The sequence below is a fragment of the Kitasatospora cineracea genome (genome assembly GCF_003751605.1).
Lineage (GTDB): Bacteria > Actinomycetota > Actinomycetes > Streptomycetales > Streptomycetaceae > Kitasatospora > Kitasatospora cineracea.
In genome coordinates this window covers 2,795,736-2,810,995 of the sequence record NZ_RJVJ01000001.1, presented here as the reverse complement: position 1 = coordinate 2,810,995, position 15,260 = coordinate 2,795,736, and the positions used below count along the sequence as shown (strand labels likewise).

The 15,260-nt window shown below is 73.3% G+C and carries 11 protein-coding genes; 1 reads left to right on the top strand and 10 read right to left on the bottom strand.

The window, feature by feature from the left end; translation table 11 throughout:
- Positions 1-199 precede the first annotated feature (199 nt).
- From EDD39_RS12855 to EDD39_RS12815, 9 genes are all read right to left on the bottom strand, one after another.
- Positions 200-1,507, bottom strand: a complete 1,308-nt coding sequence (locus EDD39_RS12855; RefSeq protein ID WP_123555706.1) for a glutamate-5-semialdehyde dehydrogenase — start codon at positions 1,505-1,507, stop codon at positions 200-202.
- Between the two features lie 129 nt (positions 1,508-1,636).
- On the bottom strand, positions 1,637-2,107 hold the full coding sequence (locus EDD39_RS12850) for a hypothetical protein (RefSeq protein WP_051816572.1): 471 nt from the start codon (positions 2,105-2,107) through the stop codon (positions 1,637-1,639).
- Positions 2,108-2,187: 80 nt separating this feature from the next.
- Positions 2,188-3,324 (bottom strand): glutamate 5-kinase, encoded by a 1,137-nt coding sequence (proB, locus tag EDD39_RS12845; RefSeq protein WP_030458231.1) that lies wholly within the window; start codon positions 3,322-3,324, stop codon positions 2,188-2,190.
- Positions 3,325-3,617: 293 nt separating this feature from the next.
- Positions 3,618-5,078 carry a GTPase ObgE gene (gene obgE, locus EDD39_RS12840; RefSeq protein ID WP_123555704.1) on the bottom strand — a complete coding sequence of 487 codons (1,461 nt, stop codon included), beginning with the start codon at positions 5,076-5,078 and terminating at the stop codon, positions 3,618-3,620.
- Between the two features lie 102 nt (positions 5,079-5,180).
- Complete coding sequence (gene rpmA / locus EDD39_RS12835) at positions 5,181-5,438, bottom strand: 50S ribosomal protein L27 (protein WP_014135732.1); 258 nt, start codon at positions 5,436-5,438, stop codon at positions 5,181-5,183.
- A 38-nt stretch (positions 5,439-5,476) separates the two neighbouring features.
- Positions 5,477-5,794 carry a 50S ribosomal protein L21 gene (gene rplU, locus EDD39_RS12830; RefSeq protein WP_014135733.1) on the bottom strand — a complete coding sequence of 106 codons (318 nt, stop codon included), beginning with the start codon at positions 5,792-5,794 and terminating at the stop codon, positions 5,477-5,479.
- A gap of 238 nt (positions 5,795-6,032) precedes the next feature.
- Positions 6,033-9,605, bottom strand: a complete 3,573-nt coding sequence (locus tag EDD39_RS12825; protein WP_208765491.1) for an Rne/Rng family ribonuclease — start codon at positions 9,603-9,605, stop codon at positions 6,033-6,035.
- Positions 9,606-9,968: 363 nt separating this feature from the next.
- Positions 9,969-10,742 (bottom strand): TIGR03936 family radical SAM-associated protein, encoded by a 774-nt coding sequence (locus EDD39_RS12820; RefSeq protein ID WP_123555700.1) that lies wholly within the window; start codon positions 10,740-10,742, stop codon positions 9,969-9,971.
- Between the two features lie 133 nt (positions 10,743-10,875).
- Complete coding sequence (locus EDD39_RS12815; RefSeq protein ID WP_208765490.1) at positions 10,876-11,526, bottom strand: hypothetical protein; 651 nt, start codon at positions 11,524-11,526, stop codon at positions 10,876-10,878.
- Between the two features lie 148 nt (positions 11,527-11,674).
- Here EDD39_RS12815 and EDD39_RS12810 point away from each other — a divergent pair, with 148 nt between their 5' ends.
- Positions 11,675-13,195, top strand: a complete 1,521-nt coding sequence (locus EDD39_RS12810; RefSeq protein WP_123560390.1) for a recombinase family protein — start codon at positions 11,675-11,677, stop codon at positions 13,193-13,195.
- A gap of 52 nt (positions 13,196-13,247) precedes the next feature.
- Here the strand turns inward: EDD39_RS12810 and EDD39_RS12805 are convergent, their stop codons facing one another.
- On the bottom strand, positions 13,248-15,176 hold the full coding sequence (locus EDD39_RS12805) for a TIGR03960 family B12-binding radical SAM protein (protein WP_123555696.1): 1,929 nt from the start codon (positions 15,174-15,176) through the stop codon (positions 13,248-13,250).
- Between the last annotated feature and the right edge of the window lie 84 nt (positions 15,177-15,260).

The following is a 15,260-nucleotide window of genomic DNA, read 5'->3' as shown; positions in this document are numbered from 1 at the left end:
GGCCGGGGCGTTTGTCTGTGGGTCTCGCCGATCGGGTCCGGACGGGCTACCGCATTCGGCCGCGCGAGCCGGGGCGCACGCGATCGGGGCGCACTCCTCCGGAACCCGCGCGATCGGAACCCGCGCGACCGGGGCGCACGCGACCGCGGCCCGCGCGCCCCGGAAAGGGGACGGCCGCCCCGGGAAGGGGACGCCCGGGTCAGCCGCCGACGGTCTGCCGGGCCTCGCCGCGCACGTGCCCGTCGCCGGTGACGATGTACTTGGTGCTGGTCAGCTCCGGCAGGCCCATCGGGCCGCGGGCGTGCAGCTTCTGGGTGGAGATGCCGATCTCCGCGCCGAAGCCGAACTCGGCGCCGTCGGTGAACCGGGTGGAGGCGTTGACCGCCACCGTGGTGGAGTCGACGAGCTGGGTGAAGCGGCGGGCTGCGGGCTGCGAGCCGGTGACGATCGCCTCGGTGTGGCCCGAGGAGTAGCGGCGGATGTGCTCCACCGCGGCCTCCAGCGAGGGCACCACGGCGGCCGCCAGGTCGAGCGAGAGGTACTCGGTCTCCCAGTCCTCCTCGGTCGCCGGGACGGCCGTGACCCCGGTGCCCTCGGCGGCCTTGAGCACCGTCTCGTCGCCGTGCACGGTGACGCCGGCCTCGGCCAGCGCGGCCAGCGCGAGCGGCAGGAAGGCGTCCGCGACGTCCTGGTGGACCAGCAGCGTCTCGGCGGAGTTGCAGACGCTGACCCGCTGGGCCTTGGAGTTCAGCAGCACGCCGACGGCCATCGCCAGGTCGGCCTGCGCGTCCACGTACACGTGGCAGTTGCCGGTGCCGGTCTCGATCACCGGGACGGTCGAGCCCTCGACCACGGTGCGGATCAGCGAGGCGCCGCCGCGCGGGATCAGCACGTCGACCAGGCCGCGGGCGCGCATCAGTTCCTGCACCGACTCGCGGCTCTCGCCCGGCACCAACTGGATCACGTCGGCCGGCAGGCCCGCGCCGGCCACCGCCGCGCGCAGCACCTCGACCAGCGCGGTGTTGGAGCGGTACGCGGAGCCGGAGCCGCGCAGCAGCACCGCGTTGCCGGACTTCAGGCAGAGCGCGGCGGCGTCCACCGTGACGTTCGGCCGGGCCTCGTAGATGATGCCGACCACGCCCAGCGGGACGCGGACCTGGCGCACGTCCAGGCCGTTGGGCAGCGTGTAGCCGCGCACCACCTCGCCCACCGGGTCGGGCAGGCCGACCACGCTGCGGACGTCGGCGGCGATCGCGGCGATCCGCTCCGCGTTCAGCGTCAGCCGGTCGATCACCGACTCGGCGGTGCCGGCCGCGCGGGCCCGCTCGACGTCCTGCGCGTTGGCGGCGGTGACCTCGGCGGTCCGCTCGACCAGCGCGTCCGCGATCGCCAGCAGCGCGGCGTCCTTGACCGAGCGCGGCACTGGCGCCAGGGCGGCGGCCGCCTCCCGGGCACGGCGCGCGGCGGCGAGGACGGGGCTGTCGGCGGTGGCGGTGAGATCGCTCATGCCGCCAAGCCTAGCGAGCCGACACCGCCGCCCCGCCGCGCATTTCGCCCGCTGAGACGTCCGCGCCGATGCACTCGCGGAACCGGCGCGCCCACAGAACCGGCGCCCCGCGGAACCGGCGGGCGCACCTCAGTACGGGTGCACCCCGCCGAGCTGCGGCGGCGGATCGCCGAAGCCCTCGGCGACCCGCTTGTGGTACGTCGGGCGGTCCACCACCTCCAGGCCGACGATCTCCCAGGCCGGGAGCTTCGCGCTGGCCTTGTGCTCGCCCCACAGCCGCAGCGCGATCGCCGCCGCGTCGTGCAGGTCCCGCGCCTCCTCCCAGTAGCGGACCTCGGCGTGGTCCGCGGCGTAACGGGCCGTCAGGAAGAACGAGTGGTCGTGCGCCAGTTTCTCCAGTGCCGTCCGCAGCTCCGGCAGCGGTGTCGCCGCCCCGGCCACGCTCAGCACCACGTGCCACATCCGGGCCTGCTCGCGCGGGGCGCCCTGTCCCGGGTCCTCCTGCGCGGCCTCCTGCCCGACGCCCCGGCCGCCCTCGATGCTGGTGAGCCGCCGCTCGGGCCTCTGTCCCGGCAGCGCTTCCTCCCGCCTGCGAACCACCGGCGGCCTCCTGTTCAGCGTGTCGCGCGGGCCCCCCGGCCCGCTGCTCCCACCCCCCGTACCGGCCCCGCCGCTCGCGCTCAGCCGCGCAGCACGACCAGGTCGTCGCGGTGGACGACCTCGCGTTCGTACGCGGCGCCGAGCTCCTGAGCCAGCTCTCGGGTGGACCGGCCGAGCAGACGGGGCAACTCCCTCGCATCAAAGTTGACCAGTCCGCGGGCGACGATGTGACCGTTTTCGCCAAGAAGGTCAACCGGATCGCCCGCGGCGAACTCGCCCTCCACCCGGGTCACCCCGGCCGGCAGCAGCGACTTCCCGCCGTGCACGACGGCCGCCACCGCCCCGTCGTCCAGGGTCAGCGAGCCGCGCGGCGAGGAGGCGTGCTCCAGCCAGAGCAGCCGGTCGGCGGAGCGGCTGCCGGTGCGCCGGAACAGCGTGCCGGTGGGCCGGCCGGCCAGCGCGTCGGCGGCCTGGCTGGCCGCGGTCAGCACCACCGGGATGCCCGCGCCGGTGGCGATCCGGGCCGCCTCGACCTTGGTGACCATGCCGCCGGTGCCGACGCCCGCCTTGCCGGCGCTGCCGATCTCGACGCCCGCCAGGTCCTCCGGGCCGTTCACCACGGCGATCCGGCTGGTGCCGGGCTTGGCCGGGTCGCCGTCGTACAGGCCGTCCACGTCGGAGAGCAGCACCAGCAGGTCGGCCCGCACCAGGTGGGCGACCAGCGCGGCCAGCCGGTCGTTGTCGCCGAACTTGATCTCGGCGGTGGCCACCGTGTCGTTCTCGTTGACGACCGGCATCGCGCCCATCGTCAGCAGCTGCTCCAGCGTCCGGTACGCGTTGCGGTAGTGCGCCCGGCGGCTGGCGTCCTCGGCGGTCAGCAGCACCTGGCCGACCCGGACCCCGTAGCGGGCGAACGAGGCGGTGTACCGGGCCACCAGCAGCCCCTGGCCGACACTGGCCGCGGCCTGCTGCCGGGCCAGGTCCTTGGGGCGCTTCTCCAGCCCGAGCGGGGCCAGTCCGGCCGCGATCGCGCCGGAGGAGACCAGCACCACCTCGGGCGCGTCCGGCCGTCGGCGCAGCTTGGCCAGCGCGTCCACCAGGGCGTCCACCCGGTCCGCGTCCAGCCCGCCGGCGGCGGTGGTCAGCGAGGAGGAGCCGACCTTCACCACGACCCGCCGCGCCGAAACGACCTCCTCGCGGAGCAACTGATCCACCATCAGTCCGACCTTTCCGACGCAGCCTGTGTACGTCCGCAATCTAGCGAGCGGAATTGCAGGCACGAAATCCGAGCTGGACACTTGCGCCCGCGCGAACGGGCCCGCGGAACCGCACCCGGCCGGCGGGGCGCACAACGAGATCCGCCCGAGGCGGGGTCTCCCCACCTCGGGCGGATCGTCCGGTGCTTCCGCGGTCGCCCGCGCGGCTGTCCGCGCCCGGTACGCACCGGTCACCGTCCCGCCGGAGCCCGGAACCCGGGACCGGAAGCCCGGAACCGGAACCGGAGCCGGACCTACTGGTCGAGCTCCTCGCGGCCGGAGGAGAGCGCCTCGAAGTCCAGGTACTCCTGCTCCGCCGCGTCCCGGCCGCGCTGCCGCTCGCGGCGGCGGTCGACGGCGGGGCGCTGGGTCTCCATCCGGTGGTCCTCGCCGCGCCGGCCGAGCATCTCGGCGCCGGCTGCCATGGTGGGCTCCCAGTCGAAGACGACCGCGTTCTCGTCGGGGCCGATGATGACGGTGTCGCCCTCCTTGGCGCCGATCTTCCACAGCTCCTGCTCGACGCCGAGCCGGGCCAGCCGGTCGGCGAGGTAGCCGACCGCCTCGTCGTTGGCGAAGTCGGTCTGCCGGACCCAGCGTTCGGGCTTGCCGCCGCGGATCCGGTAGGCGCCGTCCTCCTCCTCGATGGTGAAGCCGGCGTCGTCGACCGCGGTGGGCCGCAGGACGATCCGGGTGTTCTCCTGGGCGGGCTTGGCGGCGCGCGCGGTGGCGACGATCTCGGCCAGCGCGTAGGAGAGTTCGCGCAGGCCCTTGTGGGCGAGCGCGGAGACCTCGAAGACCCGGTAGCCGCGCTCCTCGAGCGAGGCGCGGGTCAGGTCGGCGATGTCCTGGCCGTCCGGGACGTCGATCTTGTTGAGCGCGACCAGTCGCGGCCGGTCCTCCAGGCCGCCGTACTGGGCGAGTTCGTCCTCGATGGTCTCCAGGTCGGTGAGCGGGTCGCGGCCCGGCTCCAGGGTGGCGCAGTCCAGCACGTGCACCAGCACCTCGCAGCGCTCGACGTGCCGCAGGAACTCCAGGCCGAGGCCGCGGCCCTGGCTGGCGCCGGGGATCAGGCCGGGCACGTCGGCGATCGTGTAGACGGTCTCGCCGGCGGTGACCACGCCGAGGTTGGGGACGAGGGTGGTGAACGGGTAGTCGGCGATCTTCGGCTTCGCGGCGGAGAGCACCGAGATCAGCGAGGACTTGCCGGCGCTCGGGTAGCCGACCAGCGCGACGTCGGCGACGGACTTCAGTTCCATCACGATGTCGCGGGCCTCGCCGGGCTCGCCGAGCAGCGCGAAGCCGGGGGCCTTGCGGCGGGCCGAGGACAGTGCCGCGTTGCCCAGTCCGCCGCGGCCGCCCTGGGCGGCGACGAAGCTGGTGCCGTGGCCGACCAGGTCGGCCAGCACGTTGCCCTGGCGGTCGAGCACCACGGTGCCGTCCGGGACGGGCAGCACGATGTCCGGGCCGAGCGCGCCGGTGCGGTGGCCGCCCGCGCCGGGCTTGCCGTTGGTGGCCTTGCGCTTGGGCGAGTGGTGGTACTCGAGCAGGGTGGTGACCTGCGAGTCGACGACCAGGATCACCGAGCCGCCCTCGCCGCCGTTGCCCCCGTCGGGGCCTCCCAGCGGCTTGAACTTCTCCCGGTGCACGGAGGCGCAGCCGTGGCCCCCGTTACCCGCGGCGACGTGCAGTTCGACGCGGTCCACGAAGGTGGTCATGAGCGGTGCCTCCAGTGCGAAGAAACGAGGTTGTCCTGCGGTAAAGCGGAAGGGTGGGCCCGGATCATCCCGGCCCACCCTTCACAGCGAGTCTGTACGGACTCAGGCCTCGACGGCCACGATGTTGACGACCTTGCGGCCGCGACGGTTGCCGAACTGCACGGCACCGGCGGTCAGCGCGAACAGGGTGTCGTCGCCGCCACGGCCGACGTTCGCACCCGGGTGGAAGTGGGTGCCGCGCTGGCGGACGATGATCTCGCCGGCGGAGACGACCTGACCGCCGAAGCGCTTCACGCCGAGGCGCTGGGCGTTCGAGTCACGACCGTTGCGAGTGGAACTCGCACCCTTCTTGTGTGCCATCTGGCTATCCCCTTTCTAGGAAAGACCGCAGGAAGTTGTTACTTGCTGACCGAGTCGATGCTGGTGATGCGCACCGCGGTGTGCTTCTGGCGGTGGCCCTGACGACGGCGGTAGCCGGTCTTGTTCTTGTAGCGCAGGATGACGATCTTGTCGCCCTTGGTCTGGTCGACAACCTCGGCGTGGGCCTTCACGCCGCCGAGCACCCACGGGTCGGAGGTGATGGACTCACCGTCGACGACGAGGATGGTCGAGAGCTCCACCGAGTCACCCGGCTTGGCGTCGATACGGTCGATCTCCAGCACGTCGCCGACGGCGACCTTGTGCTGGCGGCCGCCGGCGCGAACGATCGCGTACATGCGGTACCTGCTTTCCTAACTCGGTCGGAACTCCGGATGCCAGCCGCCTGGGTATGGACACAAGCGGGCCTCCCCCGGAGAGCGCCGGAAGCGGCGTCCACCCGGGAGGTGAGGTGCTCTGGAGCGTGGCGTCAACACGCCGATGGTCAAGAATACGGACCAGTCCATCCGAAGACAAACCGGGACGTGCGAGGGGGCCGGGAGCGCCGCCGAAGCGGTGCTCCCGGCCCCCTCGGGCTCACTCCGCGGCGCCGTCGCCCTCGGCGGTCGCGGTCTTCTTGGCCGCCGCGCCGGTCCGCTTGGTGGCGGCCTTCTTGGCGGTGGTCTTCTTGGCGGCCGCGGCGGTGGTGGTCTTCTTCGCCGCGGTCTTCTTGGCCGCCGTGGTCTTCTTGGCGGCGGTCTTGGTCGCGGTCTTCCGGGCGGCCCGCTTCTTCGGCGCGGCCTCCTCGGCCGGGGCCCCGACGGCCTGCTCGGTGTCGACCTCGACGGCGACCTCGGCCCCGGGCTCCACCGCGGCGACGGCCTCGGCCGCCACCTCCGCGGCGGTCTCGGCGACCTCGACGGCCGACTGCTGCTCGGCGGCCGACTTCTCGGCGGCGCTCAGCGCGGCCTCCATCGCGGCCTCGGCGCGGGCCTGCAGGACCACGATCTCGGCCTCGCCGGACGCCCCGGCCGGGGCGGTGGCCTTGCGCACCGCGCGGCGCCGGGTGCGGCCACCGGCCGCGGGGGCGGCCGGCGGGATCTCCACCAGGCTGGGCTTCTCCTCGGCGACCGGCGCGGCGGCCGGCTCGACGACGACCTCGGCCTCGGCGGCCTCCGCCGGGGCGGTCTCCTCGACGACCTCGACGTCGGCGAGCTCCTCGATCGGCTCCAGCTCGTCGACCACGTCGAGGACGGCCTCGGCCGCGGCCTCGACGGCCTCGGTGCCGCTCTCGACCGCGTCCGCCTCGGCGTTCCCGGCCCCGCCGCGGCCCCGGCGGCGGCGCTTGCCGCCGCCCTCGCCCGCGGCGGCCGCGGGCGCGGTGTGCGAGCCGTGGTTGTGGCCGGGCTGGTCCATGTGGACGATCACGCCGCGGCCGTTGCAGTGCACGCAGGGCTCGGAGAAGGACTCCAGCAGGCCCTGGCCGACCCGCTTGCGGGTCATCTGGACCAGGCCGAGCGAGGTGACCTCGGCCACCTGGTGCTTGGTCCGGTCACGGCCCAGGCACTCCAGCAGGCGGCGCAGCACCAGGTCCCGGTTGGACTCCAGCACCATGTCGATGAAGTCGATCACGATGATGCCGCCGAGGTCGCGCAGCCGCAGCTGGCGGACGATCTCCTCGGCCGCCTCGATGTTGTTGCGGGTGACGGTCTCTTCCAGGTTGCCGCCCTGGCCGACGAACTTGCCGGTGTTGACGTCGACGACGATCATCGCCTCGGTCCGGTCGATCACCAGCGAGCCGCCGGAGGGCAGCCAGACCTTGCGGTCCAGCGCCTTCATCAGCTGCTCGTCGATCCGGTAGGTGGCGAACACGTCGACGTCCGAGGTCCACTTCTGCAGGCGCTCGGTGAGGTCGGGGGCGACGTTGGAGACGTAGTCGTGGATGGTGCTCCAGGCGTCGGCGCCACTGACGATGACCTTGGTGAAGTCCTCGTTGAAGATGTCGCGGACCACCCGGACCGTCATGTCGGGCTCGCCGTAGAGCAGCGCCGGGGCGTTGCCGGTGGCGGCCTTCTTCTGGATCTCCTCCCACTGCTGCTGGAGGCGCTGGACGTCGCGGGTGAGCTCCTCCTCGGAGGCGCCCTCGGCGGCGGTGCGGACGATCACGCCCGCGTCGTCCGGGACGATCTTCTTGAGGATCTGCTTGAGGCGGGCCCGCTCGTTCTCCGGCAGCTTGCGGGAGATGCCGGTCATCGAGCCCTCGGGCACGTACACCAGGTAGCGGCCGGGCAGCGAGATCTGGCTGGTCAGCCGGGCGCCCTTGTGGCCGATCGGGTCCTTGGAGACCTGCACCAGCACGGACTGGCCGGACTTCAGCACCGACTCGATCCGGCGCGAGCCGCCGTGGCCGCCGAGCGCGCCGAAGTTGACCTCGCCCGCGTACAGCACGGCGTTGCGGCCCTTGCCGATGTCGACGAACGCGGCCTCCATCGACGGCAGCACGTTCTGCACCTTGCCCAGGTACACGTTGCCGACGTACGAGGTGGCCTGCTCCTTGTTGACGTAGTGCTCGACCAGCACGCCGTCCTCGAGCACGCCGATCTGGGTGCGGGCGCCGTTCTGACGGACCACCATGACCCGCTCGACGGACTCGCGGCGGGCCAGGAACTCGGCCTCGGTGATGATCGGGACGCGGCGGCGGCCCAGCTCGCGGCCCTCGCGGCGGCGCTGCTTCTTGGCCTCCAGGCGGGTGGAGCCCTTGATCGACTGCACCTCGTCCGGGTCGAAGGCGGGCTCGGCCGAGCGGCGGCGCGGCTCGCGCACCTTCACCACGGTGCGCACGCCGTCCTCGGTGGTCTCGGCCTGCTCGGCACCGCCCTCGCCGCTGCGGCGGCGGCGGCGACGGCGGCGGCGCGAGGAGGACAGGCCGGCGGCCAGGTCGTCGTCCTGGTCGTCCTCGGCCTCGTCGTGCTCGTCGGCCTCCTCGTGGGAGGCGTCCTCGGTCTCGGCGGTCTCGGCCTCGACCGCCTCGGACGCGTCCTCGGCCTCACCGCGGCGGCGGCGACGGCCACCGCGACGGCGGCGGCGGGACGGGCGGTCGTCCTCCCACTCGGCGTCCTGCTCGGGGCCGGCGGCGGGCGCCTCGACCTCGGCGGGGGCCTCGACGGCGGGCGCGGCCGGGGCGGCGGCCTTGGCGGGCTGCGGGGCGGCCTTCGCGAGCTTGGCCGACTGCTGGACGCGCACCGCGGTGCGGACCCGGCGGCGGCCGACGCCGCTGTACTCGAACTCGTCCTCGCCGGCGGCCGGCTGCTCGGGCTCGACCGCGGCGGGGGCCGGCTCGGCGGCCTTGGCAGCCTTGGTGGCCTTGGCGGCGGCGGGCGCGGGGGCGGCGGACGCGGCGGGCGCGGTGTAGGCCGCGGGCTCCTGGAAGACCGGCGCCTGGAAGATCGCGGTGGACGGGCGGACCGCCCGGCGGCGGGCCCGCGGCGGCTCGGCCTCGACGACCGGCTCGGGCTCGGCGACGGGCTCGACCGGGGCCTCGGCCTCCGGCTCCTCCTCGACGGCCTCGGCGACCGGCTCGGGCTCGGCAGCGGGCTCCTCGGCCGCCACCGGCGACTGCACCGGCGCGGAGGCGCGCTTGCGGGTGCGGCGGGCCCGGACGGGCTTCTCCTCGGCGGCCGGCTCGGCGGCAGCGGGGGCCTCCGCGGCGGGCACGGGCTCGGCGACGGCCTCGGCCGGGGCCTCGACGGCCTCCGGCGCACCGGCGGGCGCCTCGACCCGCTTGCGGGTGCGGCGGGCCCGGACGGGCTTCTCGGCGACCGGCTCCGCCACCGGCTCGGCGGCGGCGGGCGCCTCGGGCGCGGCCTCGGCCGCAGCGGCCTCCGGCGCACCGGCCGGGGCCTCGACCCGCTTGCGGGTGCGGCGGGCCCGGACGGGCTTCTCGGCGACCGGCTCGGCGGCAGCGGGGGCCGGAGCCTCGGCGGCGGCCGGCGCGGCGGTCTCGGCCGCGACCACGGTCTCGGCGCCCTCGCTCGCGGCCCCCTGCGGGGAGCCGGCCGGGCGGGAGACCGCCCGGCGGCGGCGCCGCGGCGGGGCCGCGGAGGCGCCGTCGGCGCCGTTGTTGTCGTTGTGGTCGGCCGCAGCGGGCTGCGGTTCGGTGTTTTCGAGCATGCGGGTGTGTCTCCCGTCAGGCCCCCGGGCTCCGCATCCGGGCACGACGCTCCACCGCAATTCACCAGCCGGACGCCGCTTGGGGCGGTCCGGCTCCCACGGTGCCGTCGTGCGGACGCGAGGCCGCACAGGGGCTCGTAGTCTCGCTCGACCTCCCGCGGGGCGCGGGGGGCCGAAAAGTCTTCTGGTCTGACCAGTCTTCTCAGTTTTCAAGGGCCGGGCCGAGGGGGTGGCCGGGCCTGCGCGCGACGACGCTCGCTCCCCTGGGGAGCCGCGGGGGCCGGGGAGCCGCAGGCCCGGAGTTCTCTCCGTGCCTGCGCTCCCGCCCACTCGGCGGACGGCGGTTGCGCGCGGCGGGGCGGCCTACCGGCCGACCTCGGCCGCGGCGCGGTCGAGCGCCAGCGGGTCGGTCACCGTGCCGGTCTGCTCGTCGAGCGGCCCCTGCGCCAGCCTGGTCACCTCTGCGGGGACCGGCGGCGCGAGGTCGGCCGTCGAACGGAGACCGGACAATACGTCGTCGGGTCGTACGGCGGGTGTGGCGTGTCGTACTACCAGGCGCAGTATCGCACAGGGAGCACCCGGACGAACATCGTCCGCACCGTCCGTGGCCGTGTTGTCACCGATCCCGACCAGGGCGGAGCCCTCGGGGACGATTTCCATCGCGGCGACGGCGGAGCGCGCGTCGAAGGTGCGCAGGCCGTTCTTGGTCATCCGCTGGACCTCGACCGCCTCGGCGGCCAGGAACGCGGCGGCGGCCTTCTCGGCCTCGACCGGCTCCACGCCGGGCAGGCGCAGCAGCCACTCGGAGGCCTCCAGCCGCTCCACGAAGTTGCTCGTGGCGACCTCGACGGCGTCGGTGACGTCCAGGCCGGGCGGCAGCGACGCGTCCAGCTGGCGGCGCAGCGCCTCGGGGTCGCGGTGCTCGGCGAGGCCGATCTCCAGGTACTCGGCCTCGCTGGCGGTGCCGGTCGGGGCGGCGTTCGCGTAGGAGACCTTGGGGTGCGGGGTGAAGCCCGCGGAGTAGGCCATCGGGACGGCCGAGCGGCGGAGCGCGCGCTCGAACGCCCGCTGGAAGTCCCGGTGGCTGGTGAAGCGCAGACGGCCGCGCTTGGTGTAGCGGAGACGGATGCGCTGCACCGTCGGCGCGGGCGGCGGACCGTCGGGCGTGCGGCGTGCCAGGGGGCTCAGTCCTTCGTCAGTTGTCCCCGTCCGGCCTCGCACCGCGTGCGGCTCCGGCCGGACCTTGTCCTCACCTAGGGTACGCGGTGCGTCAGCCCAGCAGTGTCCGCCGTACCTCCCGGGCCACCCGGCGGATCTCCGCCTTGACGGGCCACCAGACGTCGCGGCGCACCCAGCGGCACGGGGCGACCACGGTGAAGCGCCAGATCCGGCCGCCGAGCCGCCAGGCCCAGAGGAACGCCAGCCCGAGCGCGCGCAGCACCGGGAAGAGCACCGGCCGCCACAGCCCGTGGTAGAACGCCTTGCCGAGCGGCACCAGCACCCACCGCCAGCAGGCTCGGAGCGGCACCGCGACCAGGTAGTACGCCAGCCGGGCGACCACCTTGCCGAACCCGACCGCGAGGTACGCCGCGCCGCGGCCGATCGGGGCCAGCACGTAGCGCCACAGCGCCTCCAGCGAGGGCAGCAGCACCCACTCCCACAGCCAGGTCAGCGGCACCACCACCAGCCAGTGCCACAGCCAACCGATCGGGACGACCACCAGCGGCCGCAGCACCCACCGCCAGAGCATCCGCAGCGGCCACAGCAGCACCTTGTCGACCAGCCAGCCGATCCCGCGGGCGATCAGCACCACGAGTTCCCACAGCAGCCGCAGCGGCACCACGACCGCCACCACCACCGGCCGCACTACCGCGACCAGGCATCCCCCGCCCTGTTGCGGCTGTCCCTGCTGCTGAGCCATCGCCACTCCCCGTAAACCGATCAGCCGATGGTAATACCCAGGCAAAGGGCCCCCGCCACGGGGTCGCGGCAGGGGCCCTGGGGTGATGGTGCGTCAGCTGTTGACGACCGTCAGGGGAAGCAGCTTCTTGCCGGTCGGACCGACCTGGATGTGGGTGTCCATCTGCAGAAAGAAAGAGACACGACCACATCCGAATGGCAGTCGTCTCGTTGACCTGGCAGTGAACACGGAACCGAAGCGGACCGCGCCCCGCGGGCACTGGCGCGAGAACGACCTCGCCCTCCTCGACGAACTGCTGGCGGACGAGCGGCGCCTCCTGCGGAACGCGCCCCGCGCGCTGCTCTCGGTGAGGCTCTCGTCCTTCACCGCGGATACCACATCGCCGGTGCGCCAGGAACTCGACCTCCGGCGGCTGGCGCGGGAGCGCGGCTTCCGCGTCGTCGGCGTGGCCGGCGACCTGAACGTCTCGGCCACCCGGGTCCCTCCGTGGAAGAGGCGACAACTGGGTCACTGGCTGGTCGACCGCGTGCCCGACTTCGACGTCCTGCTCTTCTGGAAACTGGACCGCTTCGTCCGTCGTCTGACCGATCTCAGCGTGATGATCGAGTGGTGCACGGACCACGGGAAGAACCTGGTCTCGCTGCACGAGGCCATCGACCTGTCCACGGCGGCGGGCAAGGAGTTCGCGAAGGTGATCGGGGGCGTGGCCGAAATCGAGGCCGGCGGCACCAGCACCCGCGTCACGAGTCTCTGGGCCTACGCGAAAACCCAGCCCGACTGGCTCGTGGGCAGACCCCCTTACGGATACGCGACGGACGCAGGGGGCAGGTTGGTCATCGAGCCCGGAGCCTGCCGCGTCCTGCGTTGGTGCCACGGCGCGGCGCTGCGCGGGGTCTCCGCCCGCCGGATGGTCGCCGTACTCGTCCGAGCCGGGATCTCCACCGGGGGTGGCGGTCGGTGGACCGCCACGACGCTTCTACGGCGGCTGCGGAACCCGGCGTTGTGCGGGTGGCGCGTCGAAGCGGAGACAGCGGCGGGCACTCGCCGGTCGAGGGTCGTGCTCGACCGGAAAGGCGCCCCCATCAGGGTGGCCGAGCCGATCTTCAGCGCGGAAGAATGGCAGTCGCTGCAATCGGCCCTCGGCCGCAGGGCCGTCGCCCAGCCCCGCCGGAGTCCCGACGGCGCCACCGAGTTCCTGGGAGTCCTGGTGTGCGCCGACTGCGGCACCAACATGACGGTGCAGCGGACCAGGACGGACCAGCGCGTCTACGTCTACCTCCGCTGCCGGACCTGTCCGAGCGGGGGCCTGGGAGCACCACGACCGAGCGCCGTGCACGGAAGGCTCTCCGGCGAGGTCCTGGCCGCACTCGGAGCGCTGCCGGTCCGCGTACGGGAGTACCGGGCGGGCGCGGTCGGCGCGAACGGCTCTTCGGAAGAGGCGGGTTGGACGCTGTCCGCGACCGGCGAGACCTTCGGCGACCGCTGGCAACGCGAGGGAACCGGATCGATGGCGGAGGACCTGCGGCGGGCACGGGTCACTTGCCGGGTCCGCCGGACGAAGGTCCCCGGCCGCCGGGCACCGGAGGTGGATCTGGAACTGGTGGTCCCACCCGACGTGGAGGAAGCCCTGGTCATCAAACCGGACGTGTTCGCGGTGCGGCTTCCCTGATGCCGTCGGCCCCGCACCAGGGCGGGGCCGACGACGCAGGCAGGCACTCGGGCTACTTGTTGACGACCGTCAGCGGCAGCAGCTTCTTGCCGGTCGGACCGACCTGGATGTCGAGACCCAGCTGCGGGCAGACGCCGCAGTCGAAGCACGGGGTCCAGCGGCAGTCCTCGACCTCGACCTCCTCCAGCGCGTCCTGCCAGTCCTCCCAGAGCCAGTCCTTGTCGAGGCCGCTGTCCAGGTGGTCCCAGGGCAGCACCTCCTCGTAGGAGCGCTCGCGGGTGGTGTACCAGTCGACGTCGACGCCGGTGCCGGACAGGCCCTTCTCGGCGGAGGCGATCCAGCGGTCGTAGGAGAAGTGCTCGCGCCAGCCGTCGAAGCGGCCGCCGTCCTCGTAGACGGCCCGGATGACGGCGCCGATCCGGCGGTCGCCGCGGGAGAGCAGGCCCTCGATGATGCCGGGCTTGCCGTCGTGGTAGCGGAAGCCGATGTTCTTGCCGAACTTGCGGTCGCCGCGGATCGAGTCGCGCAGCTTGGTCAGGCGCTCGTCGGTGGCCTCGGCGGACAGCTGCGGGGCCCACTGGAAGGGGGTGTGCGGCTTGGGCACGAAGCCGCCGATCGAGACGGTGCAGCGGATGTCGTTGGTGCCGGTGACCTCGCGGCCCTTGGCGATGACGTTCTTCGCCATCTCGCCGATCTGCAGCACGTCCTCGTCGGTCTCGGTGGGCAGGCCGCACATGAAGTACAGCTTCACCTGGCGCCAGCCGTTGCCGTACGCGGTGGCCACCGTGTTGATGAGGTCCTCCTCGGACACCATCTTGTTGATGACCTTGCGGATCCGCTCGGAGCCGCCCTCGGGGGCGAAGGTGAGGCCGGAGCGGCGGCCGTTGCGGGAGAGCTCGTTGGCCAGGTCGATGTTGAAGGCGTCGACCCGGGTGGAGGGCAGCGAGAGGCCGACCTTGTCCTCGGCGTAGCGGTCGGCCAGGCCCTTGGTGATGTCGGCGATCTCGGAGTGGTCGGCGGAGGAGAGCGAGAGCAGGCCGACCTCCTCGAAGCCGGTGGCCTTCAGGCCCTTCTCCACCATCTCGCCGATGCCGGTGATGCTTCGCTCCCGCACGGGGCGCGTGATCATGCCGGCCTGGCAGAAGCGGCAGCCGCGGGTGCAGCCGCGGAAGATCTCCACCGACATCCGCTCGTGCACGGTCTCGGCGAGCGGGACGAGCGGCTGCTTGGGGTAGGGCCACTCGTCGAGGTCCATCACGGTGTGCTTGGAGACCCGCCACGGCACGCCGGGACGGTTCGGGACCACGCGCGCGATCCGGCCGTCGGCCAGGTACTCGACGTCGTAGAACCGCGGGATGTACACCCCGCCGGTCTTGGCCAGGCGCAGCAGCAGCTCGTCGCGGCCGCCGGGGCGGCCCTCGGCCTTCCAGGCCCGGACGATCTCGGTGATGTCGAGCACGGCCTGCTCGCCGTCGCCGATCACGGCGGCGTCGATGAAGTCGGCGATCGGCTCGGGGTTGAACGCGGCGTGGCCGCCCGCGAGGACGACCGGGTCGTCCGTCGTGCGGTCGGCGGCGTTCAGCGGGATGCCGGCCAGGTCGAGCGCGGTCAGCATGTTGGTGTAGCCGAGCTCGGTGGAGAACGACAGGCCGAACACGTCGAACGCCTTGATCGGGCGGTGCGCGTCGACCGTGAACTGCGGGACGCCGTGCTCGCGCATCAGGGCCTCGAGGTCGGGCCAGACGCTGTAGCTGCGCTCGGCGAGGACGCCCTCGCGCTCGTTCAGCACCTCGTAGAGGATCATGGTGCCCTGGTTGGGCAGCCCGACCTCGTAGGCGTCGGGGTACATCAGCGCCCAGCGGACGTCGCAGGCGTCCCAGTCCTTGACGGTCGAGTTGAGCTCGCCACCGACGTACTGGATCGGCTTCTGGACGTGCGGGAGGAGGGCCTCCAGGCGTGGGAAGACCGATTCGACAGTCATGTGCGAGGACCTTTACGGCAGAAAAAGCAGTGACCCTTCAGGGTAGCCGAGCCCCGAGGGTCACTGTTTCCACGCCTGCGGTCG